The organism is Sorangium sp. So ce1335, assembly GCF_051521615.1.
In the GTDB taxonomy this organism is placed as follows: domain Bacteria; phylum Myxococcota_A; class Polyangia; order Polyangiales; family Polyangiaceae; genus Sorangium.
The window spans coordinates 10,043,638-10,068,961 of the sequence record NZ_CP150363.1; the positions used below are offsets into that span (position 1 = coordinate 10,043,638).

Below are 25,324 nucleotides of genomic sequence, written 5' to 3' on the forward strand. Positions count from 1 at the left end.
CCCGGCGGCCACCCTCCGAACCACCGGAGAGGCTGTTCCTTGCCGCAGGGATGCGTAGAGGGGGCGCTTTATGGCGATCCAGCGCAGGATTGTCAAGGTCGGAGGGAGAGGCGGGGCTCGGCCCCTCGCTCACTTCCCGAGCACGACCCGCTGACCGAAGGCGCGGTCCGCCGTCTCGCAGAATGTCCGGAAGGCCATGTACTCGGACGGCTTGATCCGGGATCTGGCGAGCGCGATCTGGCTGCGGATGACGACCTTCCCGGCGGACTGCTCCACCGAGATGGAGAACTTGCCGAACGGGGTGTCCAGCTCCTGGGGAAGCGGCGCCCTGGTCACGCGCCACCCCTGCGGGACGCGGATGGTCCACTCGTCACGGCGCGTCGTGAGCGCGGGGATGATCACGTCGCGCGTGCGCGTCGAGAGGGAGGCGAAGTCGGTCGAGAGCCGCTGCGTGGGGACCGCGGGGATCGACAGGCTGTCGCCCTCCTTGCGAGCGAGCGCGACGGCCTTCCCCCGAGCCCGCAGCTTCACCGGCTGCTCGATGTCCTCGAGGTCGTTCACGTCGACCCCCGCCTTGCCAGGAGCCAGCTCGACCGTGCCGAAGTCCACGGCGAGGTCCCGGCCTGCCCGGTCGCGGCGCGTCCCCTCGGCCATGTAGCGGGTCCGCCACTCCGGGGCGAACGCGCCGGCCACCTGGACGTCCACCCCGAGCTGGGCTGATCCATCCGCGTTGAGCGCGATGTCGACGGCGCGGTGCATGACGGAAGCCTCCGGCGGGGGCTCGGGGAGGCGAACGAGCTTCGGCTTGCCCTCGTTGATCTGAAGCGCCATCGCTCCGCGATCCATGATGGGCAGCTCTGTCGTCCCCGAGTGCTCAGCCGTTCCGTCGAGGTAGAGGTCGAGCGAAGGCACGTACGCGATCGCGTGGTCGAAGGGCGCAAGGCTCGCGGGCTCCGGCTCGATGCCGCCCCGCATGCGGGTGCGTACGAGCACGATCGTCGAGGGGATGCCGAGCTCGCGGAGCATCGTGACGATCAGCGTCGCCTTGTCCTTGCAGTCGCCCCAGCCGCGCGCGAGCGTCTGGGCGCACCTCCTCGGCCGGATGCCCTCGATGCCGAACTCGAGCGCCACGTAGCGCGTCTCAGTCGCGTACTTGTAGATCGCGCGAACCTTGCTCAGGTCGTCGGTGAGGTTCTTCGTGATCTCGCGCACCCGCTTGCGCACCTCGTCGTCGACGTCGAACTGCTCTCGCGCGAGGCCCCAGTACCAGAAGCCGACCTCGTCCCAGCTCTTGAAGGTCGAGACGTGGACGTGCGCGAGGATCTCGGACCACGGCGGCATCGCCGGCTCGGGCGCCACGGGGGGGACGGAGGCGGCGGAGAAGCGGTAGATGCGCCGGTCGGCGTCCTCCTTCGTCTCGCGCACGAGGCCAGGGAGGTTGGAGGCGAAGATGTGGAACTGCTTCGCCTTGGGGGTGATCAGCACGTACTCGCTGCTGGCGATCGGCTCGTCGCCCTGGAGGTACTCGATCTCGCCGAAGTGATCGCCGATCTCGTTGCGCGGGCTGACGTCGTCGACGCGGTACCGCAGCTCGACGACGTCGCCGGCGTTGAGCCGCGGGAAGCTGACGTAGAACGTGCGCGCCGAGGTGTACATCGCGAGCGCCGGGTTGTTCGCGCCCGCCTCGCCGCTCTCGATCGCCCCGTCGACCTTGCCGTCCGCCCGGTACACCTTCGCGGCGCGCAGGCTCACGGTCTGGCGATCGGCCTGGTACTCGAAGGCGTACTGCCGGGCGCTCGCCGCGGCCTCGTCCGTGAGCGGCTGGAAGACGACCTGACGGAAGCGGCTCGCCAGGCCGTTCGGGAAGACGGTGGTGACCGTCAGGCTGCGGAGCGTGCGCTTGGGATACTGCCGGTCGGCGCTGCGCCGCATCGGGAGGAAGCGGTCGGGAGCCCAGGCGTAGGCCTCGTCAGCGCGCGGCTTCGGGGGCTCGATGTGCTCGATGTACTCGCGCACGTCCTTGACCTGAGGGCTGATCGCGAGGATCTGCTGCAGCATCTCGAGCTGCGCCTCGCGGTTGCCCTCCTCGCCGTACAGATCCGAGAGCGCGCGCAGCGTGCCGATGTCCTCCGGCGCCATGGCGAGCGCGCGCTGGTGGGCCGCGAGGGCGCGGTCGCCCTGGCCGAGCGCGCGGTACGTGCGCGCCGCGACGGAGCGGGCCCAGACGGAGTCAGGCTCGCTGCGCAGGAAGCGCTCGAGCCAGCGCTCGGCGCCGGCGGGGTCGCGGCGCGCCACCGCGAGCTCGACCTGCTGGTGCAGGAAGCTCGAGTCGTCGAAGCGCAGCGCCGCGTACCGCGCCTCCATCTCGACGGCCTCGGTGTCGCGGCCGAGGGCGCGGAGCTGCGACGCGGAAGCGCGGAGCAGCGAGACGCTGTTCGGCTGCCGCGAGAGCGCTCGCTCGAGCGTGGCGAGGGCGGTGCGCTTCAGCCCCGCCTCCACGTAGAGGTCGACGAGGCCCAGGATGGCGGTGACGTGATCGGGATCGGAGGCCAGGATTCGCTCGTAGATCGGAGCAGCTTCCCGCCAGTTCGGGCTCGTCTGCGCGAGCCGCGCCTGGGCGAGCAGCACGTCGATGTCCTCGCGGCCGCGGCCTGCGAGCGCAGCGGCGCGGTCGATCCAGGCGCGCTGCTGGTTTCTGTCCTCCGAGAGCTGGCCAGCGAGCACGTGGCGACGCACGCTCGGCTCGGCCTCCGCGGAGCGGCGCGCGAGATCGCGCGCCCTGTGCTCGCCCTCCGCGTCGCCGCCGGTGAGCACGAGGTAGCGCGCGAACGCCTCCAGCACGGCAGGCGAAGGTCGGTCGACGCTCGCGGCGCGCTCGAACGCCTGCATCGGCCCCTCGATGGCAGCCGCGCGCGCGACGGCAGGCGCGCCTGCGCCTGGCCCCCCGGCCTGAGCCCGCGCCTCGCCCGCGCGCTTCGCGGTGGCGCCTCCCTGAGGCGCCGCCACCTGCGTCCCGATGTCGGAGGTCACGTCCAGATCGAGATCCGGAGCCCCCTTCTCGTCGCCGATGCGCAGGGCGAACTTGGGCGCCGACGCGCCTCCGCAGACCTTGATCGTCAGCCGGTTGTAGCCGGGCTTCAGCGACACCATCGAGGCGAACCGATCGATGTCGAGCTCGCGATAGCCCGGATCCGCCAGGACCTTCTCGCCGTTCCAGAACAGCTTGAACGCGCCGTCTGCCCCGACCCAGAGGGAGATCGGCCGAGGCGCGCGCGTCCCGACCTTCGCGCGGACGAACGTGGTGGCGTAGCCGCAGACGCCCTCGACCGGACGGATGAAATCGCCGAAATCGAACCACCCGTACTGAGGCGCCTCGGGCGGCACGCGCCAGCGGACCGCCCGCGCCTTGCCGTCATACGTCCTGCCCGCCACGATCGGCTGGTCGAGCTCCTCCTCGGGCCCGAACGCCCGATCGAAGCCCGCCTTGTTCTCGTTGTCGAACGGGCCGATCGTCGCCCAGCGGCCGACGAACCCGAGCTTCTGGATCTTCGCGATCGCTCCGTCGAGATCACCTCGCCGCCTGCGCGCGTACGCCGAGAGGAGCTCCGCGTAGACCCGGGCAGGCGCGCTCGTCGCGCCGCCCTCTGCGATCGCCGCGATCGCCGCCTCGACCTGCGCCGGATCGGCGCGGTCCCACGTGCGCCAGAGCTCTCGAAGCGCGCCGTAGACCTCGGGACCTCTCGCCGCGCGGACCGCCGCGTGCGCGGAGACCACCTCGGGATGAACGGCGCCGAGCTGGCCACGGGCATCCGAACCGACCGACGTGGCGCACACGAACGCCGCCGCCCCCGCGGTGAGCACGCAGGCGAACCGCTTCCTCATCGTCCCCGGGCTGAGCTCGACCTCACGGCGCTCGATCCGGCTGGGCACGTCATGCATCCAAGGCGCTATCCCGTGGGCGAAGCGCTCGGTCAAGCGCAAGGCACGCGCGCAAGAGCACCGCAGCGGTCCAGTCAAGCGGCGACGCCACCAGGGCCAGCGGAGCGCGCGCACCAGGGAGGCGGCCCCGGCCTCGCTCGCCGAGCAGCCCCTTCAGCAGGCCGCCGCGCCGTCCGCGATGATCCCGGGGTCTTCGTCGAGCTTCTGCCCGGTACACAGCGGTCCATGCGCGCCGCGCTCCGCGAACAGCGCGCTCCGAGGAGACCCGGCCGTAGCCGAGCGGGATCAACACCACGAATATTCAACAATTACAAATGTTTACGGATCGATTTCTCCGCCGACCGGCGCGGATGAGGTGCCTGGCGAAGCACCGGAGCCGACGCCCATGGGGCCGAGGTGGGAGGGGCTTCCCTCGAGCTCAGGCAGCGGCCGGAGGGGGCCCGGCAGCGCGATCCTCCAACTTCCAGAAAGGGCCGCCTTGCTCCGCCGCACCAGCTTCGGATAGAAACGTCCCAAGATGCACGGGCGCACGGTCGAGGAGCAGCCGCACTGCGCGCCGCGAACCGGTCATGCAAGCCCCCAGGCAGCGAGCGTGGCGCCGCGAACGTGGTACCGGTGGAAGGCATGCCCGCACAGCGGGAAGCCGGTTGGATGATGATGGTCGGGGACCGCACGTGCGGCGCCCGGTGATGACAAGGGCTACAGAGCCCGCAATGCCCAGGGCCCCATCGCGAGAGCGCTGGCGGAGGAACGATGGTCAACCCTCAGATGGTGATGTACGAGGAGGAATTCAACCAGATCCAGAGCGTGGTGGATCGCCTCGTCAAGGACGCCAATGCGAAGGTCGTCTTCATCGTTGACAAGAACGGGCAACTGATCGCCGCGAGCGGAGACGTCGACAACCTCGACACCACGTCGCTCGCCTCCCTGACGGCAGGCAACATCGCCGCCACGGGCGGGATGGCGAAGCTCCTCAAGGAGAACGAGTTCGCCACTCAGTTCCACGAGGGTGAGAAGGCGAACATCCACATCCAGCTGGTCGGGAACCGCGTCATCCTCGTGGTGATCTTCGATTCAAAGTCGAGCCTCGGGTTGGTGAGGCTCCGGGTGCGAAAGGCGAGCGAGGAGCTCAACCACATCTTCGAGGCGCTGCTCAAGAAGGTGCAGGAGCCGGGCGCGGACTCGCCGTTCGCCGAGATCACCGACGAGGACATCGACAACCTCTTCAACGACTAGGAGCGCGGTCGATGAGCTTCATCAATTACATGGCGCGCGAGATCAACTGCAAGATCGTCTATTACGGGCCGGGTCTGTGCGGCAAGACGACGAACCTGCAGTACATCTATGAGCGCACCAATCCGGACGCGAAGGGGAAGATGATCTCCCTCGCCACGGAGACCGACCGGACACTCTTCTTCGACTTCCTCCCGCTCGCGCTGGGCGAGATCCGCGGCTTCAAGACGCGGTTCCACCTGTACACGGTGCCGGGGCAGGTCTTCTACGACGCGAGCCGCAAGCTCATCCTGAAGGGCGTCGACGGCGTCGTCTTCGTGGCGGACTCGCAGCTCGGCCGCATCGAGGCGAACCAGGAGTCGGTGGAGAACCTCCGCACGAACCTGGCCGAGCAGGGCTACTCGCTCGACAAGATCCCGTACGTCATCCAGTACAACAAGCGGGATCTGCCGGAGATCGGCACGGTCGAGGAGCTCCGAGCGCTGCTCAACCCGACGAACGTCCCCGACTTCGAGGGCGTCGCGCGGACCGGCGTCGGGGTGTTCGACACGCTGAAGGCGGTCGCCAAGCTGGTGCTGACCGAGCTGAAGAAGGGCGGCCCCTAGCTTCGAGGGGCAGCCACGGAGCGGAAAGGGGCGCGGCGAGCGAGACCGAGGTCGCGCTCGCCGCCTGCGATCAGGCGCGCTGGTAGATGCGGTTCCGCCGGTTGCGGTTCTTCGCCTTCAGCTTGGCCCGATGGCGCTTCGACTTGGAGCGCGTGGTCTTTCGAGGACCTTTCGACAGCATGAGGAACATGGACAGGCTCCGTTGAGGCGCCCGGCGCGGCGGCGTCGTGCCGCCGCTGCCGGCGCGAAGGGGCGGCAACCTACGGCATCGCACGGCGAAATTCAACCGGAGAGCACCTCGACCGGGCACCCGGGCGGGCTCCCCGCACCGTGGGGCCGGGGGTGGCACCAGGATCGAGCTTTTCTGCTATCGGTGTTGGTACCTCGTGCGGTTCAGAACCCCCCTCTACCTGGCCGCCGCCTCGGTGACCGCGACCGCGTGCGGCGCGAGCATCAACGCCGTGTACGAGGGGGACGTACGCTTCGAGCACTGCATGGCGCTCGACTCGATGCCCGAGATCAAGCCGACGCTGCGGCGCGCTTGCTGGGACGAGTGGCTCCAGTTCTACACGTTCGGCCAGACGCGCGACCGCGTCGAGTACGCGACGCTCCGGGAGAGGCAGCTCAGCCGCGCCAGCGACTTCGACGAAGGCGACTGGACCCCGCCCAGCAGCCGAGCGCCCGCCGTGCCGGAGCCGACGAGCGCGCTCGCGCCGCCGCCCATGCTCCTGAACGCCGACGCGCCCACGCCCGCTGAGGCCACGGACGCGGGCGCCCAGGACGCGCCGCCTGCCGATGCCGAGGACGCGGCGCCGCCGGGCGCGGCGTGCAGCGCGGCGTGCCAGACGAGCTGGGACGCGTGCCGGCAGGACTGCAAGTCCTCCGGGTGCGAAAAAGGGTGCTCCGACAAGTACACGCGGTGCATGCGGCGCTGCTTCTGACCGAGGTCCGCGCTCTGCGAACATGCCTCACCTTGTCGTACCAAGATGGCCCGGAATCTTGACCCGCGATCGAGCGTAGGGCTATCGGCGTACACGATGTCCGCTTCGCACGCGTCCACTGAGCTCAGCAGCACGATCTCGGATCGCAACGGCACGGCGTCAGCCGTCGAAGGGCTCGGCTCGAGCGCCGGCCCGGTGCGGGTGCTGCGGCCACGACGAGCGGCGCCGGCGGACGCGGTCCGCCCGACGCGCGCGGAGGTGAACCTCGCGCACCTGCGGCACAACCTCCGGGTGCTCGAGCGCGCGATGACCGGCGCGCAGAGGCCGCAGATCTGGGGCGTTCTCAAGGCCGATGCCTACGGGCACGGCGCGCCGGCCGTCGCGCGGACGCTCGAGCGGACCGGCATCCCCGGGCTGTGCGTCGCGCTGCTGGAGGAGGCCATCGAGCTGCGGGACGCCGGCATCCGGCTGCCCATCCTCGTCATGGGCGGCTACTACGGCCCGCGCCGCGAGGGGTTCGAGGAGATCATCGCGCGCGACCTCGTGCCCGTCGTCTACGACGCAGGCCAGATCGAGCGCCTCGCGAACGTGGTGCGGCTCGAGCAGCGCGGTCGCGTCGGCGTCCACCTCAAGGTCGACACCGGCATGGGGCGGCTCGGCGCGGCGAGCTCCGAGCTCGACGCGGTGCTCGCGACGCTCGCCAGGCACCCGGAGGTGAGGCTCGACGGGCTCATGACCCACCTCGCCTGCGCGGACGCCGACGACCTCGGCGCGACGATCGAGCAGATGAAGCGCTTCGAGGAGATCGAGCAGCGGGCGAAGCGCTTCGGCCTCACGCCGCGGGTGCGGCACGCCTCGAACAGCGCGGCCATGCTACGCCTGCCGGCCGCGTGGCTCGACGTCGTCCGGCCCGGGGTCGCGCTCTTCGGCATCTCGCCGTGCGCAGGGCTCGCGCCCGACCTCAAGCCGGTCATCCGCGTGCGCAGCGAGATCGTCGCGCTCCGCACGATCGCGAAGGGCGACAGGATCGGTTACGGCCACACCTGGCAGGCGTCACGCGACAGCGTCGTGGCCACCGTGCCCATGGGGTACGCCGACGGCCTGAGCCGCCAGCTGTCGAACCGCGGGGCCGGGCTCGTGCGCGGCCAGCGCGCGCCGATCGCGGGCACGGTGTCGATGGATCTCACGATGCTCGACGTGACGGATGTCCCGGGAGCGCGCGTGGGGGACGAGGTGGTGTTCCTCGGAACACAGGACGGCCCGCTCGGGCGGGCGACGATCAGCGCCGAGGAGATCGCCGGGCTCACGGGGACGATCGCCTGGGAGGTGCTGACGAGCATCTCGCGCCGCGTGCCCAGGTTCTACCGCGAGCCCTGAGCCCGTACGGGCGACGCTCGCCGTCAGCGCCGGTGCGGACCGGCGTGGTACGCTGCTCGTCATGAAGACGGCCGTGAAGCAGCGGGCCGGCGTCTGCGGCATCCTCTGCTGCCTCGTCTGCTGCCTCGGGGCCACGCTCGCGCTGGGCGCGGCGCTGTCCGCGTGCGCGGACGACGGCGTGAAGCAGCGCCCGCGCAGCGGGAGCGGCCAGGAAGCGCAGGAGCCGGAAGACGAGTTCAACCCGGGCCCCGGAGGCTCGAGCGGGCCGCCGCCCGTGGACGCGGGTGGGCTCTGCGGCAACCAGGTCCATCAGGTGGAGATCGCCGAGGCGCCGAACATCTACTTCGTCCTCGATGCATCCGGCAGCATGCTCAGCGCGGCCTCGTCGAACGCGACGCGGTACGACCGGGTGCGCGAGGCCGCGGTCGACCTCGTGCGCAACCTCGGCCCGCTGATCAACGTCGGCGCCGCCGTGTTCCCGCTGGACGCGACCGCCGAAGCGCCGTGCAGGCCCGGCGGCGAGGTGTTCCCTGTCACGCCGGGAGATCCTTTCTCGGACGGCCAGGAGCAGCGCCCGACCACCTCGGGGTTCCGCTCGGCAACGCGCGTCGCGCCGCTCGGCGGGACGCCCACCGCAGCGACCCTCACGGCGCTGACGCCGAGGCTCGTGGAGCTCCCTGGAAAGACGATCGTCGTGCTCGCGACCGACGGGGGTCCGAACTGCAACGACGCCGCCACGTGCGGCGCCGAGGAGTGCATCGCCAACATCGAGCAGCAATGCCCCGAGGAGAACTGCTGCGCGCCGCTGGGCCCCTCGGGGCCAGGTGGGTGCCTCGACCGCGACGACACGGTCGGCGCCATCGCGCGGCTCGCGGCGAGCGGCATCGACGTCTACGTCGTCGGCATCCCGGGGAGCGAGTTCTACGGCGACGTCCTCGACGAGATGGCGCTCGCCGGCGGGGCGGCGCAGTTCGTCAGCCCCTTCTACTTCAAGGTGGACGATCTCGACACGCTGGGGAACGTGCTCTCGAGGATCGCGAGCATCGTCGTCTCGTGCGAGTTCGACCTCGTCGACCCGCCCCCCGAAGACGGGCAGACCAACGTCTACCTCGATGAGCAGCTCGTGCCGTACGACCCTCACAACGGCTGGCGCTGGAGGTCTCCCGCCGTCGTCGAGCTGCTGGGTGAGGCGTGCCAGAGGCTGAAGAGCGGGCGGGTGGGCCAGGTCCAGATCGTGTCCGGCTGCCCCACGGAGGTGGCGAGGTGAAGCGCGAGGGGTCGAGCTCGATCTCGCTGATCCAGCTCACGGCCGACGCCGCGGACGACGCGTCGCTCGACGAGGTCGACGCGGTCGCGTCCGCGGCCTTCGACGTGCCGCAGTTCTCCGCGCGAGAAGAGCTGCGCCGCCCGTGGACGCGCTGCTGGGTGGCGCGCGAGGGCCGGCGCGCGCTCGCCTTCCTCATCGCGTGGCACGTGGCCGACGAGCTGCACGTGCTCAACGTCGCCACCTGCCCGAGCGCGCGGCGACGCGGGCTCGCGACGGCGCTGATGCGCCGCTCGCTCGAGTATGCGCAGCAGCAGCAGGTGCGATTGCTCCTGCTCGAGGTGCGCCGCTCGAACCGGGCGGCGATCCGGCTCTACCGGAAGCTCGGCTTCACGGCGATGGGCGTACGCCCCCGGTACTACAGCGACAACGGTGAGGACGCGGTGGAGATGGTGCTGACGCTCGATCCGATGACCGGGGCCGTGCAGCCGGGCCGCGACGAGATCCGTATCGAGGTCTGAGCGCGCCGCTCAGCGGGGGGCGGGAGCGGCGGATGAGAAGCGGGAGACCGCCGTCAGCGGCGGCAGCCGCGCCGCCACGACCTGCAGCGGGGTCAACAAGAGCGGCCGGAGCAGCGTCTTGGCCCGCTCATCGAAGGGCTGGAGGAGCGCGTCGGCCTGCCGTGTCGCCTCGATCAGCCGGTCGGCCATGAGGCGCGCGTCGACGTTGGGGTTCAGGTCCTCGAGCCGCTGGATCTCGTCGCGCAGGGAGCTGAGCAGCGAGATGTACCTCGCCAGGGGCGTGTCCGTGATCGGCGCCGAGCCGCTCGGCGCCGCCGGGACGCCGAACTCGACGGTCCGCTTGAACTCGTCCGGGACCGAGCTCGGCCGGTTCCTGATGAGCTTCACGTTGAGCGGGACCTTCACCCTCGTCTTCTGCTCGATCTTCCGTTCGAGGTGCTCCTTCCCGCGCTTCATCAGGCCCGAGTCTTCGAGCACGCTGCGATCCCGCTTCCATTGCGTGTTGTCCTCGAGGGCGCGGATGATGCGGAGGTACGGGTAGTCCGGCCTGGCGAGCTCCATGTAGATCTCCTTCGCCTCCTTCAGGTTGGCCGGGGTCCGCACGGTGAGATCCGCCATCCAGTCGGTCCACTGCGCGATGTAGCGGGCGTCGTAGTCGGCAGCGAGACCGTCCAGGTTCTTGCTGATCGACGTCTCCTCGCCGGGCGCGAGATCCACGACCCACCGCTCCGCCAGCAAGCTCTCCGCGCCGTCCTCGAGCTTCTCGAGCACGGCGTAGTGCCCCTTCTCGGTGTACGGGCCGTCGACCTCCTTCCAGCGCTTCTCCTTCGCGTACAGCTTGCTGCCGATGACCTTCAGCACATCGGGGCGGTCGGCGAACATGTCGCCCAGCGTGTGCGGGGGATACTTGCGGTTCGCGCGGCTGTTGTCGCCCGTCGGGTCGTACTTCTCCTCGATGATCGAGTTGACGAAGAAGTCGTAGTAGCGCTTCCGCACCGGCACCGCCTGGAGCGTCGCGCGCACGCTCGCGACGAGGTCGTCCTTCCGCGGGACCGGCGTGACCCTCTTCTGCTTGATGAGCGTCAGGTAGTACGCGACGTGCCGCTCGAGCTGCTTCGTCAGCTCGCTCTCGCTGAGGTTCGACGTCGGCCGGAGCACCTCGGCCCAGAGCGACGTGAACCCGTCCGTGGCCCACTCGACGTCGAGGTGCTCGACGTCGCTCAGCATCAGGTACAGCTTGAGCTCGTTCCGCTCGCGCAGGTAGCGCTCTCCTTTTGCGAGCTTGAGGCGGTCCTCGAGCCGCTGCTTGCACGGGATCACGAAGCCGTTCTGCAGGCTCGCGACATAGACGTGCACCAGCGGGGGGTAGACCGTCTCGCCCTGGAACATCGTCCAGCCCATCCCGTCCGGCGGGCCGTCCTCTCGCGCCTTGTCGATCGCGAGGAGGCGATCGAGCGCAGGCCGCAGCGCCGCGAGCTTGTCCGAGATGGGCCGCGTGTCCTCCCACCGGATCGCGCTGACGGCGCGCGCGTCTTCCTCGGCGTCGCGCAGGAACTCGCGGTTGTTGCTGAACGACACGAAGCTCGGGATCGCGAGGATGACCCCGAGCGTCGCGGCCGCCGCGCTGATCGCGCCGCGCATGATCCGCTGGCGTCGGATCTCGCTCGCGCTCCTCGCGGCGATGTCCCCGTCAGGGAAGACGACGTTCATGAACACGTCGTGGAGGAAGTAGCTCTTCGACTCAGCGTTCTGCTGAGCCACCGCCTCGTGCGTGCGGATCCCCATCGCGTGGCCCATGCGCTGGAGGACGCGGTCGAGCGGCCTGCCCTCCTGCGTGCCGCTCGTGAAGTAGAAGCCGCGGAAGATGGGGGTGCCCTGGAACGCGTTGACCATGAAGACGGTCGAGACGAGATCGGACAGGTTCCGGCGGATGCCCGCGAACTCGAGCGGAAACTGGTAGACGCGCTCGCGCACCTCCCGGCTTCGCTCCATGACGAGCCGCTTCAGCGCGCGGCCGTGGATCTGCTTCGCGAGGGCGTCGAACTCGGCGTCGAAGAGCCTGCCCGGGTCGGCCTTGTCCGCGCTCAGCTTGAGCGTGGCGCCCCACGCCTGGGCGCGGTCGCTCCTGCGCATGTCGCCGAAGAACTCGGAGAAGCCCGCGATGAGATCGCACTTCGTGAAGAGGAGGTAAACCGGCAGCACCATGTGGAGCTGCGTCATCACCTCGTCGATGCGCGCCCGGATCTTCTTCCCCATCTGCTCGATGTGCTGCTCGCTCGCGTCGATGAGATCCGCCACGCTCACGGCGACGAGGATGCCGTTGAGCGGGCGCCGAGCGCGGTGCTTGAGGAGCATCTGCAGGAACGCGAGCCACTCGTCGTGGTCGTCCTGCTCGGTCGTGTAGCGCCCGGCGGTGTCGAGGAGGATCGCCTCGTTCGTGAACCACCAGTCGCAGTTGCGCGTGCCGCCGACGCCGCGCACGCCGCCGCCGCTGCTCGGGTGTGCGTACGGGAAGACCAGGCCAGAGTGCTTCAGCGCGGTCGTCTTCCCCGCCCCGGGCGGGCCGATGATGACGTACCAGGGCAGCGAGTACAGCGCCGCGCTGCCGTTCTTCTTCCCCTTGCCGAGCTTCGAGGTCTTCAGCGCGCTGATGCCGCCCTGGACCTGCCGCTGGAGCTCCTGGATCTCGGCGCGGCGCTCGGGCCGCGCGTTGAGCGCCTGCTGCGCGCCCTGCTGGACGATCGCCCGCTCGAGCGCGGACGCGGCGCGGCCCGCCTGGAGGCGGCGGAACACGAAGAGCGCGACCGCGGAGAGCGCGATGACGACGCTCGCCGCGATCGGGATCGCCGCGGACAGCTCGAACGTGAAGTACGCCGCCCAGGAGATGAGGAGCAGCAGCCCGAAGAGAACCCACAGCACGCCCGCGACGATATCACCGGTCGCCGCCGCCGGAGCACGTCCCCGCGCGGCGCGGCGTGGCGCCGCCGACAGGCGCGCGCGGCACGCGCGGCAGCCCCCGGCTCAGTCGTCGCCGCGCTCGTAATCGCCCGGCTCGAGCGCGGCGTCGGTCTCGTCGCCGGCGGCGAGCCGGCGCGAGCGGATCGCGTCGACGGCGATGTCGATCACCTCGAGCCGCGTCGACGGCGCGTAGTACTCGTCCTCCGAGACCGGCGGCAGCTCGGCGAGCCTGGCCGCGACCGCCTCGCGGTCCTCGTCCTCCAGCTCCAGCGCCGCAGGATCGCCGCTCAGGGGATCCTCCGCCGGGTCCCGCGCTGGCTCGGCGCCCGGCTCCCGCGTGAGCGCCTCCCGAACGAAGAGCACGGGGCTGAACGCGAGGTAGACCGACGCGAACTCCACCTGCCAGTACGTCGGGTCCTCGCCGTCCATCCTCCACCACGACGCGTACCGGCGACGGATGACCTCACCGAAATAGACGCCCGCCATGTGCGCGACCACCGCCAGCGCCTCGACCTTCTCCGACGTCGACCTACGGGCCTGCTCCAGGTAGTGGTCGAGCACGGGCAGGGTCTCCGGCCGGTAGTCAAGCCGTACGCCGAGCGCGCGCTCCACGAACCGCACGCACCCCTCGGCGAGATCCTCCACGGCGGGCGGCGGCGGCGGGACAGCCGCAGCGGACAGAGCAGACGTGGCCGGCCGCTCCGCAGAAATCGGAGGGGAACCTGCACCGTTCTGTTTGGTATTCATGGGCTCCACGCTATCCTTCTCCGGTGCGGGTGGCCGCTCATCATTGCGTTGGTGCTGGGAGCGTCTCCGCGATCTCGGCGTCGTCCGCAAGCTCGGCAAGGTCAACGAGACTGGCGGGCGAGATGAACGAGGTCCCCGAGCGCAGTGGAAGTATGGGCCACCGGATGCGCTCCGAGGAGCCGGGAACGGAAGCTCCCAGCCCCGGCCCGGTCGGCTGTGGATTCGGGTTTGAATTCCTAACGGAAGTCGAGGCCTTCGTGCTAAGCTCCGCCCTCGCGTCGAAATGAGACTCGGGATCTTCAGCGATACCCACGCCAACTACGAGGCGCTTAGCGCTGTTCTCGAGTCGTACCGCCATGAACGCATCGACGTGTACTACTGCCTCGGGGACACGGTCGGCTACGGCGGTTCGCCCAACGAGTGCGCCGATCTCGTCCGCAAGGTCGCCAAGAAGACGATCCTCGGCAACCACGATGCCGCCGTCGCGGGCCGGATGGACTACTCGTACTACTACGAGGCCGCCCGGCAGGCGCTCGACACACACGCGGCGATGCTCTCCTCCGAGAACGCGGCCTGGCTCCGGAGCCTGACGTACCAGGAGAAGTTGACGGACATCAACGTCGACCTCTGCCACGGCTCGCCCGTCCGCCTCGAGGAGTTCGAGTACATCTTCGCCCCCGAGCAGGCGCGCGAATGCCTCCCGATGTGGAACGAGCTCGGCCACATCACGCTGATCGGCCACTCCCACCTCTGCAAGGTGTTCGCGCTCACGCCGACCACCGTCGAGGAGCTCCCTGCGGTGGACTTCCAGCTCGAGCAGGGGCGCAAGTACATCGTGAGCGTCGGCTCGGTGGGGCAGCCGCGGGACTACGACAACCGCGCGAGCTACACGATCTACGACAGCGACACGAAGCGCTTCGAGTTCAAGCGCGTCGAGTACGACATCGAGACGGCGGCCGAGAAGGTGCTGCGCGCCAAGCTCGAGCGCAACTTCGCCCACCGGCTCTACATCGGGGTCTGAGCGCCCGCGCGGCAGGCGTGCTCCGCGGGCCGCGTCCTTGTCGAGGCGCGCCATGCGCCGTCGAGGCGCGCCATGCGCCGTCGAGGCGCGCCATGCGCCGCGAGCCGACTCAGCGGCGATCGACGCGCGCCGCTCGCCTCGGTCGGCAGCGGTAGACCAGCATGCTCGTCTGGTTGTCGGGCGGCGCGGCGGAGAAATCGCTGCGGAGCTCTGTGAGCTCGAAGCCGTTGTAGTGAAGCAACGCCTCCAGCTCCTGAGGGTAGAACTGCCGGTGGGCGAGCGGCGTCATCCAGCGCTCGCCGCCGGAGACGGGCGAGAACTCCATGGAGACGAACAGGATCTGGCGGACCTTGTCGTAGTCGAACCGCTCCGTGTACCGGACGATCTCGCCGGAGCCGTCCTTCGTGGGATACCGGAAGCGCGGCGTGGCGTAGGCGCGATCCGGATCCCGCGCGAGCTCGGCCGGCTCCGGCATGGAGACATCGAAGACGAGCTCGCCCCGCGGCGTCAGATGCTCGCGTGCCCGCGCGAGAAAGCGCTCCACGTCCGCGCGCGTGTAGAGGTGCAGGAAGGCGTTGAACGGGCAGATCACGAGCGGAAAGCGGCTCCCCAGCCGCAGCGAGCGCATGTCGCCGCGCCGGAGGCTCACGCGGGAGGAGACGTCGCGCGGCTCCCGGCCGAGCTGCGCGCGCAGATCGCCGAGCATCGGCGCCGAGAGGTCCACGCCCGTGACCCGGACCCCCGCTCTCGCCATGGGCAGCGTGATGCGTCCGTTTCCGCAGCCGTACTCGAGCACCGGCCCCGCGGACGCCACGGCGAGGTCGACGTAATAGCAAACGTCGTCCGTGCGCCGCGCGTAGGTCTTCGCGTAGTACGCCGGGTCCTCGTAGTGGGCCGACGTCCCCGCCTCGAGCTCCGGATCGCGTCGCTGACCGGAGCTCGGAGCGCGCCTTGACCTCGTCGAGGCTGCCCCTTTCATGCGAGGTGACAGATCAACCGCGGCGCTCGCACGGCTCGCGCGATGGGAGCGAGCGCTGCGGCGGGACGCGCACGGAGCGCGCGCCTCACCGGGACACGCTCGTCCGGTGCGCCCGCCGCATCATCAACGCTGGCCGCCAGCGTTCATCTGCTGGAGCCACTCGGACACGACCTCGTGGGAGCTCCGGTGGAAATGCACCTTGCCAGCCGCGATCTCCCGGAGGCTCGTCACGGCAGGCTTGTTCTTCGTCTTCACGAGGGTGTCCGCGCCCTTCATGAGCTGCCGCGTCCGGTTGGCCGCAAGGACGACGAGAGCGAAACGGTTTTCCTCGCGCTCGAGGCAGTCTTCCACAGTCACACGTGCCATAGGGGGGCCGAGAGTAGCGCCCTCGTCCAGCGAGCGCAAGGTACATGCCGCCTGTCCGCCGGAGCCGTCGAGCTGCCGTGCGCGGTCTTGCATGGCAAGGCGCGACCGCTTCGATCCGGTTCATCCGGTCGACATGACGCGTTGCACATTGCCCTCTGCGCACGTCCCGACTACGAGATGCGACCGTGGCCGCTGAGCAGGACTCCCTCCTACCCCCTCCCCCCCGCCCGGCCCCCGGGCTGAAGTACCGACGCATCGTGCTGAAGCTGAGCGGCGAGGCGCTCTGCGGCGAAGAAGGGGGGTTCGGCATACGTCCCGAGACGCTCCACCACGTGGCCGGCGAGATCGCCGAGCTCCAGCGCATGGGGGTGCAGATCGCGATCGTCGTGGGCGGCGGCAACATCTTCCGCGGGCTGAAGGGCGCGAGCGCGGGGATGGACCGCTCCCAGAGCGACTACATGGGGATGCTCGCCACCGTGATCAACGCGCTGGCCTTGCAGGACGCGCTCGAGAAGACCGGCGTTCCGACGCGCGTGATGACCGCGATCGAGATCCGACAGGTCGCCGAGCCGTACATCCGCCGCCGGGCGATGCGCCACCTGGAGAAGGGCAGCATCGTCATCTTCGCCGCGGGCACCGGCAACCCGTTCTTCTCGACCGACACGGCGGCGGCGCTGCGGGCCATGGAGATCCAGGCGCAGGCGCTGTTCAAGGCGACCAAGGTCGAGGGCATCTACGACCGCGATCCGGTGCGCCACGAGGGCGCGCAGATGTTCGCGCACCTGAGCTACGACCGCTTCCTCGCGGACAGGATCGGCGTCATGGACTCGACGGCGGTCACGCTCTGCCGGGAGAACAAGATGCCCATCCGGGTGTTCAAGCTCATGACCCGCGGCAACATCCTCCGCGTCTGCAGGGGCGAGGAGATCGGCACGATCGTCGACTGATCCCGCGCGCCGATGCGCTCGGCGCGCCGGGACATCCGCCGGTGCGCCGACGGGAACACGGCCGGCGCGCCCTCGAGCCGCGATGAAACCGTGCTACACCCCCGAGCCAGCAATGACCCGAGCTCCGGTGCGCCGACCCCTGCTCGCCATCTCGCTCGCCGCGCTCGTCGTCGGCTGCGATGAGCCCGCCCTCCAGGTCCCGGCCGACGCGGGCGACCCGGTGTTCGGGCTGACCGCCGAGCAGTCGGCGCGCGTGCTCGCGAAGGTCGGAGATCGGGTGATCACCCTTGGCGACTTCGGCAGGACGCTGGAGCGGATGGACCAGTTCGACCGGCTCCGGTACCAGACGAAGGAGCGGCGCCGCGAGCTGCTCAGCGAGATCATCGACGCGGAGCTGCTCGCGCTGGAGGCCAAGCGCCGGGGCCTGGACAAGGACGCCGCCGTCGAGGACGCGACCCGGCAGATCCTCCGCGAGGCGATGATCGCGCAGGCGCGGAAGGGCCTGCCCGCGCCCGCCGACATCCCCGCGGCCGAGGTGCGCGCGTACTACGAGGCGAACGCCGACAAGTTCGTGGAGCCCGAGCGGAGGCGCGTCGCCGCCATCGTGGTCGGCGACAGAGCGCTCGGCGAAAAGGTCCTCAAGGAGGCGCAGAAGGCCGGGAGCAGCAGCGCGTGGGGGGAGCTCTTCCTCAAGCACTCGCTGACCGCGCCCAAGGACAGGAGCGCGGCCCCGCCGCTCGATCTCGCGGGGGAGCTCGGCATCGTCAGCCCCCCCGGCGATCCGCGCGGCGCCCACCCCCAGGTGCCGGAGCCGGTCCGCGCGGCCGCCTTCCAGATCGGCAACGTCGGCGCGATCAGCGACACGCTCGTCGAGGCCGACGGCCGGTTCTACGTCGTCCGCCTGAGCGGGCTCACGGGCGGGCACCGGCGCGAGCTCGCCGAGGCCGAGCGATCCATTCGCGTCGCGCTCCTCCAGCAGAAGATGCAGGACCAGGAGCGCGCCCTGGAGGACGAGCTGCGGAAGAAATTTCCCGTCGAGATCAACGACGCGGCGCTCGCCTCGGTGAAGCTGCCGGAGCAGCTCACGGCCCCCGGGAGCGCGCCGCAGCCCGATCCCGCGAAGCCCCCCGCGGCGCAGCCGGCGAAATCCGGCGATGCGGCGGCACCGTCGAGCGATGCGGGCAAATAGCGAGCTCGTCGCCGCCACGCAGCTCGCCCGGCGGCCCGGCAAGGAGGGCGCGGAGACCCGCGCTGTCGCGCCGCCGGAGCGCCCCGCGCCGCTCGCCGACGGCGCCCAGCCGGGAGCGCGGCCGGACCGCGCGAGGACTCAGAAGCGCGACTGGACGTGGCAGCTTCGCCACGCGCTCTCGAGCGCCGACGACCTTCACCGGGCGCTGTCGCTCACGCCGGAGGAGCTCGCAGGCGCCAGGCGCGCCGAGAAGGCCGGGCTGCCCATCCGCGTCACGCCCTACTACCTGAGCCTCTGCGACAAGCGCGATGCGGCGTGCCCGATCCGCCGGCAGTGCGTGCCGCTCGCCGACGAGGCCGCCGAGGTGCCCGGCGATCTCGTCGACCCGCTCGGCGAGGTCGCGCACGAGGTCGCGCCGCACCTGGTGCAGCGCTACCCGGATCGCGCGCTGCTGCTCGCGACCGATCGCTGCGCCGTCTACTGCCGCTTCTGCACCCGCTCGCGCATGGTCGGCGACGGCGGCGGCGCGGTGGCGCTCGATCGGCTCGCGCCGGCCATGGCCTACCTCGAGGCGCACCCCGAGGTGCGCGACGTCATCGTGAGCGGCGGCGATCCGCTGGCCGTGTCGACGGACCGCATCGTGCGGCTCATCGCCCGGCTGCGGCAGGTGCCGAGCGTCGAGACGATCCGCCTCGCCACGCGCGTGCCGGTCACGCTGCCGCAGCGGATCACCGCAGAGCTCGTGCGCGCGCTCAAGCCGTACCACCCGCTCTGGGTGATGACGCACTTCAATCACCCGAAGGAGCTCACGCCCGCCGCCGAGCGCGCGTGCAAGCGGCTCGTCGACAACGGCTTCCCCGTCATGAACCAGACGGTGCTGCTGCGCGGCATCAACGACGACGCGGCCACGCTGGCCGCGCTCTTCCGGGGGCTCGTGCGCTGGCGCGTGCGCCCCTACTACCTGCTCCAGATGGACCCGGTGCGCGGCACCGCGCACCTGCGCACGCCGCTCGCGGCCGGCATCTCGCTCATGGAGCAGCTGCAGGGCCGGCTCACCGGCATCGCGCTGCCGAAGCTCATCGTGGATACGCCCGGAGGCATGGGCAAGGTGCCCGTCGGCCCCGACTACGTCGTCGATCGCCGGCCGGGGCGCACCGTCCTCCGGACCCACCGCGGCGTCGAGGTCGAGTACGTCGATCCGCCGCCGCCGTCCGGCGGTGGTTGAGCTGCCGGCTCAGCGGCCCGTGCCGCGCGAGAGCGGCTTCGCGATCCGGAACGACAGGTTCAGGGCGCGCGTGATCCCGAAGAAGCGCGTGCGCGACGCGCTCCTGCACTGCTGCGAGTCCGCGGACCAGCTCCCCGAGCGGGAGATGCGCCACGGCGGCGCGTCGCCGCCGGCGTCGGCCGCGGACTCGCGCTCGCGCGACGTCTCGGCCCACGACATCTCGCCGTTCACGTCGGCGACCCACTCGCGCACGCCGCCCGCCATGTCGCGCACGCCGTAGGGCGACGTGTCGATGGGGAACGTCCCGACCGGCTCCGGCTGCGGCAGGAACGGGCGCGACGAGCGCATCAGGCAGAACGTGGGGTCGAAATGATCGCCCCACGGGTAGAACCGGCCGTCGGTCCCGCGCGCCGCCTTCTCCCACTCCAGCTCGGTGGGGAGCCGGACCTCGATGCCGTCGCGCTCGCTCCGGAACCGGCAGTAGGCCACGGCGTCGAACCAGTCGATGAGGATGACGGGCAGGTTCCAGAGGTGCCCCTCCTCCACGGGAAACCGCTTCAGCGCCTCGCCTTCGACGACGGTGGGCAGCGGCTCCCAGCCGCCGTTGCTGGCGGGCCGCGCGACGTAGCCCTCGGAGCCGCGCGTCCCGTGCGGCGCGCGCTTCAGCGCGAGGTCGAGATCGCGCGCCTCAAGCTCGTTCAAGAACTCGCAGTACTCGCGGAAGGTGACGGGGAACTTCGCGATCGCGAAGTCGGGGACGTGGAGCTCGGCGCGCCGGAGCGGATCGTAGGCCTGCGCGTCGCCGCCCGCGACGAAGGCCCCCCCGGGGATGTAGACGAACCCCTCGCCGATCTCCGCGTCGGTGTAGAGGTTCACCTCGACGCGGTGGTGGGTGCCCCGCTTGAGCAAGAGCGGGTAGCGCACGTCCCGGTAGCCGGCGCGCTTCAGGACGAAGAGGTAGCTGCCCGGCTTGAGGTGCACCTCGCGCAGCGGCGTGCGGCCGAGCGAGCGCTCCTCGCCCGCCACGAGGATGCGATCCTTCTCGACGTAGCGGTACGCGACGACGGTCGCGCCCGGCGGCGACGAGTCGACCGAGATGACCGAGTCGGCCGTGAGCAGCGCGGCGTAGCGCCCCACGTCGAACTCCGCCACGAGCGCCTCGTGGTAGATGCGCGCCGCGTGCTGGTGCTCCTGGTCCGCCCGCACCGCGCGCGACCAGTAGAGATCCGCGAGCCCGGAGCGCGCCTCGACCAGATCCGGGTCGTACGCCAGCGCCTTGGTGTAGAGATCGATCGCCTCCGCGGCGGCGCGCGCCTGCTCTCGCTCGACCCCGGCGGCCCTGTCCTCGAGCTGCCAGCCGGCCCGCTTGCGCTCGATCGGCTCGTACTCCTTCACGTCCTTGAGCAGCCGCCGCGCCTCCTCGACGAGCCGCTCGCGCTCCACGTCGAGCCGCCGATCGCGCTCGAGCGGGGCCTTGGCGAGCTCGCACAGCTTGATCGCCTCCTCGCGCCGGCGCATCCGCTCCTTGGCGCCCTCGAGGAACGCCTCCGCCTCCGCCGCGACGCGGTCCGCGGTCGGCGGCCGCTGATCCGGATCCTTCGCGAGCATCGCGAGGCAGAGGTCCTCGAGCAGGAGCGGGCAGCTCGGCGAGATCGAGCGCGGCGGCTTGGGGTCGCGCGTCTGCGTCGCGAGGATCACGGCGAGCACCGTCGGCGCGTCGAACGGGTGCTCGCCGGTGAGGATCTCGTAGAGCACCACGCCGAGCGCGAAGATGTCCGCGCGGTGATCGATGCGCGCGTGGTCCCCCCGGATCTGCTCCGGCGCGATGTACCCCGGCGTGCCCGACAGCGCGCTCGCGAGCGCCTCGTGCCGCTTGCGGCCGAAGTCCTGCCCGGTCGGGTCGATGGAGATCGGCTCGCTCACCTCCACCCTCGAGAGCAGCTTCGCGTTCCCCCAGTCGCCCAGGTACACCTCGCCGTAGTCGCCGAGCAGCACGTTCTCCGGCTTGATGTCCCGGTGGACGACGCCGCGCCGGTGCGCGTAGGCCAGCGCCCGCGAGATCTGCACGAACGCGCCGATGAGCCGGACGAGGGGCCACTGCCGGCGGAGCTCGGGGTTCGTCAGCACGTTCTGGAGGCTCTGCCGCTTGACGACCCGCATCGAGTAGTAGGGCTGGCCGTTCGGCAGCGTTCCCAGGTCGTAGACCGGGATGATGTTCGGGTGCTCGAGCTGCGCCGTGATGCGCGCCTCCGTCAGGAAGCGGTTGCCGACCGCGGAGTCCGCCTCGGCCCCGGGCTTCAGGGTCTTCAGCGCCACGACGCGCCCGATCTCCCGGTCGCGCGCCTTCACCACCTTGCCCGCGCCGCCCGCGCCGAGCGCCTCGCCGACCTCGTAGCGGCTGCCGCCGGCGCTCACGGCGCGCGTGGCGGAGCTCGCGAGCGTCGGGAAATCGGCGACGACCTCCTCCTCGGGGAGGTCGATCTCGCGCTGCGTGTCGAAGCGCAGCGCGTCCGGATCCTCGATGGGATGCGGCGCGAGGGCGCGCGCGACGGGCGGGGGGCGCCCCTCCTGCGCGAGCAGCTCCGGCAGCATGGCGAGCTGCTCGGGCGTGAGGATCCCCTCGAAGAGCTCCTGGGGCGTCGACGCGCCGCCGAGGGTCCACCGGCAGGCCATGTCCCAGAGGGCGTTGGGCTCGATGAGCCCTCGAGCCACGGCGGCGACGGCCAGGGCACGAGCCTCACGCGTCTGAGCGAGCTTCACCCGAGCGACCTCTCGTCCGAAACGATCTCACCCTGCGATGCGCGGCGGAAGGCCACGCCGGGACCGCCGAGGCCAGGACCGCGCGAGATGGATGGGCGGAGCGCTCCCGCGAGCGCTCCCGCGAGCGCTCCATGGCTTCCCGTGACGCTGCTCCGTGCGCATCTCACGAGACGCCACACCTCAGGTGCCGTCGCTGGCGACCGCGCTGCTGCCACACCGGCGCGAGCGGCCCGCGCCGGAGCCGCGGCGCGGCAAGGCTGCGGCGGCGGTGGCAGCCCTGGCGTCCCGGTCTTCAGAGGGTCTACGTGTCCGAAATTCCTGCATTTACCAGCGGCAATGAGCGCCGATCAGGGTACGTGGTGTCCCCTCGGCTGTGCAAGAGAGTAGGGTGGAGGCCGCCGCGGAGCGCGGTCATTTTTCGTCGCGCCCCGGGAGCACGACGTCGTCTCACGGCTGACGCGCCGCGCGCCCCGCGGCTGACGCGCCGCGCTCGCCTCGCACGTCTCCGCTGACCTCGCCCCGCTGTCCTCGTTGTCGTACCCGCCGGCCGGCGACATCGCGCTGCCGCGGGATCGCGCCGCCGCCCGCGGCAGGGTTTCGATCCGCTGGGGGAGCATGGTAGGCCGCGGGCATGGCTGATCCGACGGCCCCGGGACGTCCGGAGCTCGCCCGGCTCGACGACATGAACCGACGCGCGCTCGATGGGGGCGGAAGAGACCGCCTCGCCAGGCAGCACGAGGCCGGCAAGCTGTCCGCGCGGGAGCGCATCGACCTGCTCCTCGATCCGGGGTCGTTCGTCGAGATCGATCGGTTCGTCGTCCACCGGTGCGCCGACTTCGGCATGGACAGGCAGAAGGTCCTCGGCGACGGCGTGGTGACCGGCTGGGGGCTCATCGACGGGCGCAAGGTCGTGGTGTTCGCGCAGGACCTCACCGTGATCGGCGGCTCGCTCTCCGGCGCGTACGCCTCGAAGATCTGCAAGGTGATGGACCTCGCGATGAAGATCGGCGCGCCCATCATCGGGCTGAACGACTCGGCCGGCGCGCGCGTCCAGGAGGGGGTCGAGTCGCTCGCCGGCTACGCCGACATCTTCCTCCGCAACACGCTCGCGAGCGGCGTCGTCCCCCAGATCAGCGCGATCCTCGGGCCGTGCACCGGCGCGGCCGTCTACTCGCCCGCCATCACCGACTTCATCCTGATGACCGAGCGGACGAGCACCCTGTTCGTCACCGGCCCCGAGGTCATCAAGGCGGTCACCGACGAGGACGTCACGACGGAAGACCTCGGCGGCGCCGCCATCCACGCCGAAAGGAGCGGCGTATGCCACCTTGCCGCACCCGACGACCGGACGTCGCTCGCGCAGCTCCGTGAGCTCCTCTCGTTCCTGCCCTCGAACAACACCGAAGGTCCACCGCGCCGCGCCTCGAGCGATCCCGTGGACCGCGAGGTGCCGGAGCTCGACGCGATGGTCCCCGCCGGGTCGTCGAGGTCCTACGACATCAAGCAGGTCGTGCGCGCCGTGGTCGACGACGGCCGCCTCTTCGAGATCCACGAGCGCTTTGCGCAGAACATCGTGGTCGGCTTCGCCCGGATCGGGGGCGCGCCCATCGGGGTGGTCGCGAACCAGCCCCGGGTGCTCGCCGGCTGCCTGGACATCAAGGCCAGCATCAAGGCGGCGCGGTTCGTTCGCTGTTGCGACTGCTTCAATATCCCGCTCGTCACGTTCGTGGACGTGCCCGGCTTTCTGCCGGGGATCGATCAGGAATACGGCGGGATCATCGCTCACGGCGCGAAGCTCCTCTATGCCTTCGCGGAGGCCACGGTGCCGAAGGTGACGGTGATCACCCGCAAGGCGTACGGCGGCGCCTACGACGTCATGGCGTCCAAGCACATCCGCGCCGATTACAATCTCGCCTTCCCGACCGCCGAGATCGCGGTCATGGGCCCGGAGGGCGCGGTGGACGTCGTGTACCGAAGGGAGATCCAGCGAGCGGCCGACCCGGCCGCCGCCCGCGCACGCTTCATCGAGGACTACAAGGCGAAATTCGCCACCCCGTACAAGGCGGCCGAGCTCGGCTTCATCGACGAGGTGATCTACCCTCGCGTGCTCCGCAGTCGCCTGGCCCGGGCCCTCGACCTCCTGCGCGACAAGCGGGACAAGAACCCGCCGAAGAAACACGGAAACATCCCGCTTTAGTAGAATTTTGGGACAGCGCCGCGCCCCCGTGAATCATGCTCAACGAGCGATCGACCAGAAAAGCGGCTTGAAGCGCGCTGGCAGGAGCGTGCCACGGCGAGCGACGCCGTTGCGCGGCCGATCCCGAGCGTGTAGAAACCACTTGCGCGGCTGTTTTTTTCTCTTCTCCACGCGCGATGCTTCTCTCTGACCAACGATCTGCACAGGTGCACCCGGGGGCCGGCGCAGGAAAGCGGGTGGTTTGGCGGGCATGCCGAGCGTTGGGGGGGCGCCGAGTTGACGAATGAAGGGTCGGTTGGGTTCTGTGGAGGTATTGAGCATGAAATCTTGGGTATTCGCTGCGTTTTTGATTTCCGGTTGCGCCCTCGTGGCATGCGGTGACAACAGCGCCGACCCGCCGAAGACCGGCACCACCAGCGGGAGCACCGGCTCCGGCGGTAACGGCGGAACCGGCGGCAGCGGCGGCAGCGGCAATGGCGGTTCCGGCGGCGAAGGAGGCCAAGGAGGCCAAGGAGGCGCGGGCACCACGAGCTCTTCCTCGACGGGGATCCCGACCTGTCAAGACACCGAGGACACCTGCGGCCGCGACACGAATACGGGCTGCTACAAGTGCGCCACAGATGGGCCTTGCAAGGAGATCCTCGATGCCTGCCTGAAGGACAAGGATGGCCCTTGTTTCAAGCTGGCGACCTGCCTCGATGGCTGCTCCGAGAAGGCCGATCCGGCCGCGTGCACCGAAGAGTGCCGCACGGTGGACGCGGACGTGGTGGAAGCCTACGACGCCATCGCCAAGTGCACTGTCTGCCAGGAGTGCCCCGACAGCTGCGGCGCGGCCGATGAGCCGCTGTGCCAGCCGTGAGGCGCTGAGCCCACCGCAGGTCATGCCGGAAGGGGGCGACGGAGGATCGCCCCCTTCGCACTTTGTGCGCTCCCTTTCATGACAGCGATCGCCCCGGCTTCGCCCCACCGGGATCTGCTGTGGCTGCACCCGGGGCACGCGCGCTCGGCGGTGCCCGTGCAGATCGCCGACGTCGGCAAGGCTGAGGAGCGGGCGC

18 protein-coding genes are annotated in these 25,324 nt (G+C 70.5%); 12 read left to right on the forward strand and 6 right to left on the reverse strand.

What is annotated here, in order from left to right; translation table 11 throughout:
- Positions 1–129 precede the first annotated feature (129 nt).
- Entirely contained in the window at positions 130–3,939 is a 3,810-nt protein-coding gene (locus WMF24_RS37510) for a DUF3857 domain-containing protein (RefSeq protein WP_437732255.1), read from the reverse strand.
- A gap of 753 nt (positions 3,940–4,692) precedes the next feature.
- Here WMF24_RS37510 and WMF24_RS37515 point away from each other — a divergent pair.
- The 6 genes from WMF24_RS37515 (at position 4,693) to rimI (ending at position 9,880) form a co-directional block, all read left to right on the forward strand.
- On the forward strand, positions 4,693–5,175 hold the full coding sequence (locus WMF24_RS37515) for a roadblock/LC7 domain-containing protein (RefSeq protein WP_012239856.1): 483 nt from the start codon (positions 4,693–4,695) through the stop codon (positions 5,173–5,175).
- 11 nt (positions 5,176–5,186) lie between these two features.
- Positions 5,187–5,777 carry a GTP-binding protein gene (locus WMF24_RS37520; RefSeq protein ID WP_020740311.1) on the forward strand — a complete coding sequence of 197 codons (591 nt, stop codon included), beginning with the start codon at positions 5,187–5,189 and terminating at the stop codon, positions 5,775–5,777.
- Between the two features lie 386 nt (positions 5,778–6,163).
- A complete protein-coding gene (locus tag WMF24_RS37525) occupies positions 6,164–6,718 on the forward strand; it encodes a hypothetical protein (protein ID WP_437732256.1) in 555 nt (184 codons plus the stop codon).
- A 96-nt stretch (positions 6,719–6,814) separates the two neighbouring features.
- Positions 6,815–8,095 carry an alanine racemase gene (gene alr, locus WMF24_RS37530; protein ID WP_437732257.1) on the forward strand — a complete coding sequence of 427 codons (1,281 nt, stop codon included), beginning with the start codon at positions 6,815–6,817 and terminating at the stop codon, positions 8,093–8,095.
- A 61-nt stretch (positions 8,096–8,156) separates the two neighbouring features.
- Positions 8,157–9,362, forward strand: coding sequence for a vWA domain-containing protein (locus WMF24_RS37535; RefSeq protein WP_437732258.1), 1,206 nt, complete (start codon positions 8,157–8,159; stop codon positions 9,360–9,362).
- The gene (gene rimI, locus WMF24_RS37540) at positions 9,359–9,880 is read left to right on the forward strand and encodes a ribosomal protein S18-alanine N-acetyltransferase (protein WP_437732259.1); all 522 of its coding nucleotides are present in this window, start codon (positions 9,359–9,361) and stop codon (positions 9,878–9,880) included. The genes WMF24_RS37535 and rimI overlap by 4 nt, the downstream gene beginning before the upstream one ends.
- Positions 9,881–9,889: 9 nt before the next feature.
- On the opposite strand, the gene tssM is transcribed toward rimI, so the two are convergent.
- Complete coding sequence (tssM, locus tag WMF24_RS37545) at positions 9,890–12,799, reverse strand: type VI secretion system membrane subunit TssM (RefSeq protein ID WP_437732260.1); 2,910 nt, start codon at positions 12,797–12,799, stop codon at positions 9,890–9,892.
- Positions 12,800–12,901: 102 nt separating this feature from the next.
- The gene (locus WMF24_RS37550; RefSeq protein ID WP_437732261.1) at positions 12,902–13,483 is read right to left on the reverse strand and encodes a hypothetical protein; all 582 of its coding nucleotides are present in this window, start codon (positions 13,481–13,483) and stop codon (positions 12,902–12,904) included.
- A gap of 385 nt (positions 13,484–13,868) precedes the next feature.
- Between WMF24_RS37550 and WMF24_RS37555 the strand changes: the two genes are divergently transcribed.
- Positions 13,869–14,606, forward strand: coding sequence for a metallophosphoesterase family protein (locus tag WMF24_RS37555; protein WP_437732262.1), 738 nt, complete (start codon positions 13,869–13,871; stop codon positions 14,604–14,606).
- Positions 14,607–14,715: 109 nt separating this feature from the next.
- On the opposite strand, the gene WMF24_RS37560 is transcribed toward WMF24_RS37555, so the two are convergent.
- Positions 14,716–15,585: a class I SAM-dependent methyltransferase gene (locus tag WMF24_RS37560; protein ID WP_437732263.1), complete on the reverse strand. Its 870-nt coding sequence runs from the start codon at positions 15,583–15,585 to the stop codon at positions 14,716–14,718.
- Between the two features lie 123 nt (positions 15,586–15,708).
- Positions 15,709–15,951 (reverse strand): DNA-directed RNA polymerase subunit omega, encoded by a 243-nt coding sequence (rpoZ, locus tag WMF24_RS37565; RefSeq protein WP_061611097.1) that lies wholly within the window; start codon positions 15,949–15,951, stop codon positions 15,709–15,711.
- Between the two features lie 185 nt (positions 15,952–16,136).
- Here rpoZ and pyrH point away from each other — a divergent pair, with 185 nt between their 5' ends.
- From pyrH to WMF24_RS37580, 3 genes are all read left to right on the forward strand, one after another.
- Positions 16,137–16,898, forward strand: coding sequence for a UMP kinase (gene pyrH / locus WMF24_RS37570; protein WP_437732264.1), 762 nt, complete (start codon positions 16,137–16,139; stop codon positions 16,896–16,898).
- Positions 16,899–17,010: 112 nt separating this feature from the next.
- Positions 17,011–18,087: a peptidylprolyl isomerase gene (locus WMF24_RS37575; protein ID WP_437732265.1), complete on the forward strand. Its 1,077-nt coding sequence runs from the start codon at positions 17,011–17,013 to the stop codon at positions 18,085–18,087.
- Positions 18,074–19,312 carry a KamA family radical SAM protein gene (locus WMF24_RS37580; protein ID WP_437732266.1) on the forward strand — a complete coding sequence of 413 codons (1,239 nt, stop codon included), beginning with the start codon at positions 18,074–18,076 and terminating at the stop codon, positions 19,310–19,312. The genes WMF24_RS37575 and WMF24_RS37580 overlap by 14 nt, the downstream gene beginning before the upstream one ends.
- 9 nt (positions 19,313–19,321) lie before the next feature.
- On the opposite strand, the gene WMF24_RS37585 is transcribed toward WMF24_RS37580, so the two are convergent.
- Positions 19,322–22,072, reverse strand: coding sequence for a protein kinase domain-containing protein (locus WMF24_RS37585; RefSeq protein WP_437732267.1), 2,751 nt, complete (start codon positions 22,070–22,072; stop codon positions 19,322–19,324).
- A gap of 631 nt (positions 22,073–22,703) precedes the next feature.
- On the opposite strand from WMF24_RS37585, the gene WMF24_RS37590 reads away from it, so the two are divergent.
- Together WMF24_RS37590 and WMF24_RS37595 are read left to right on the forward strand one after the other, a co-directional pair.
- Positions 22,704–24,269, forward strand: a complete 1,566-nt coding sequence (locus WMF24_RS37590) for an acyl-CoA carboxylase subunit beta (RefSeq protein WP_437732268.1) — start codon at positions 22,704–22,706, stop codon at positions 24,267–24,269.
- Between the two features lie 319 nt (positions 24,270–24,588).
- The gene (locus WMF24_RS37595) at positions 24,589–25,128 is read left to right on the forward strand and encodes a hypothetical protein (protein ID WP_437732269.1); all 540 of its coding nucleotides are present in this window, start codon (positions 24,589–24,591) and stop codon (positions 25,126–25,128) included.
- Positions 25,129–25,324 lie beyond the last annotated feature (196 nt).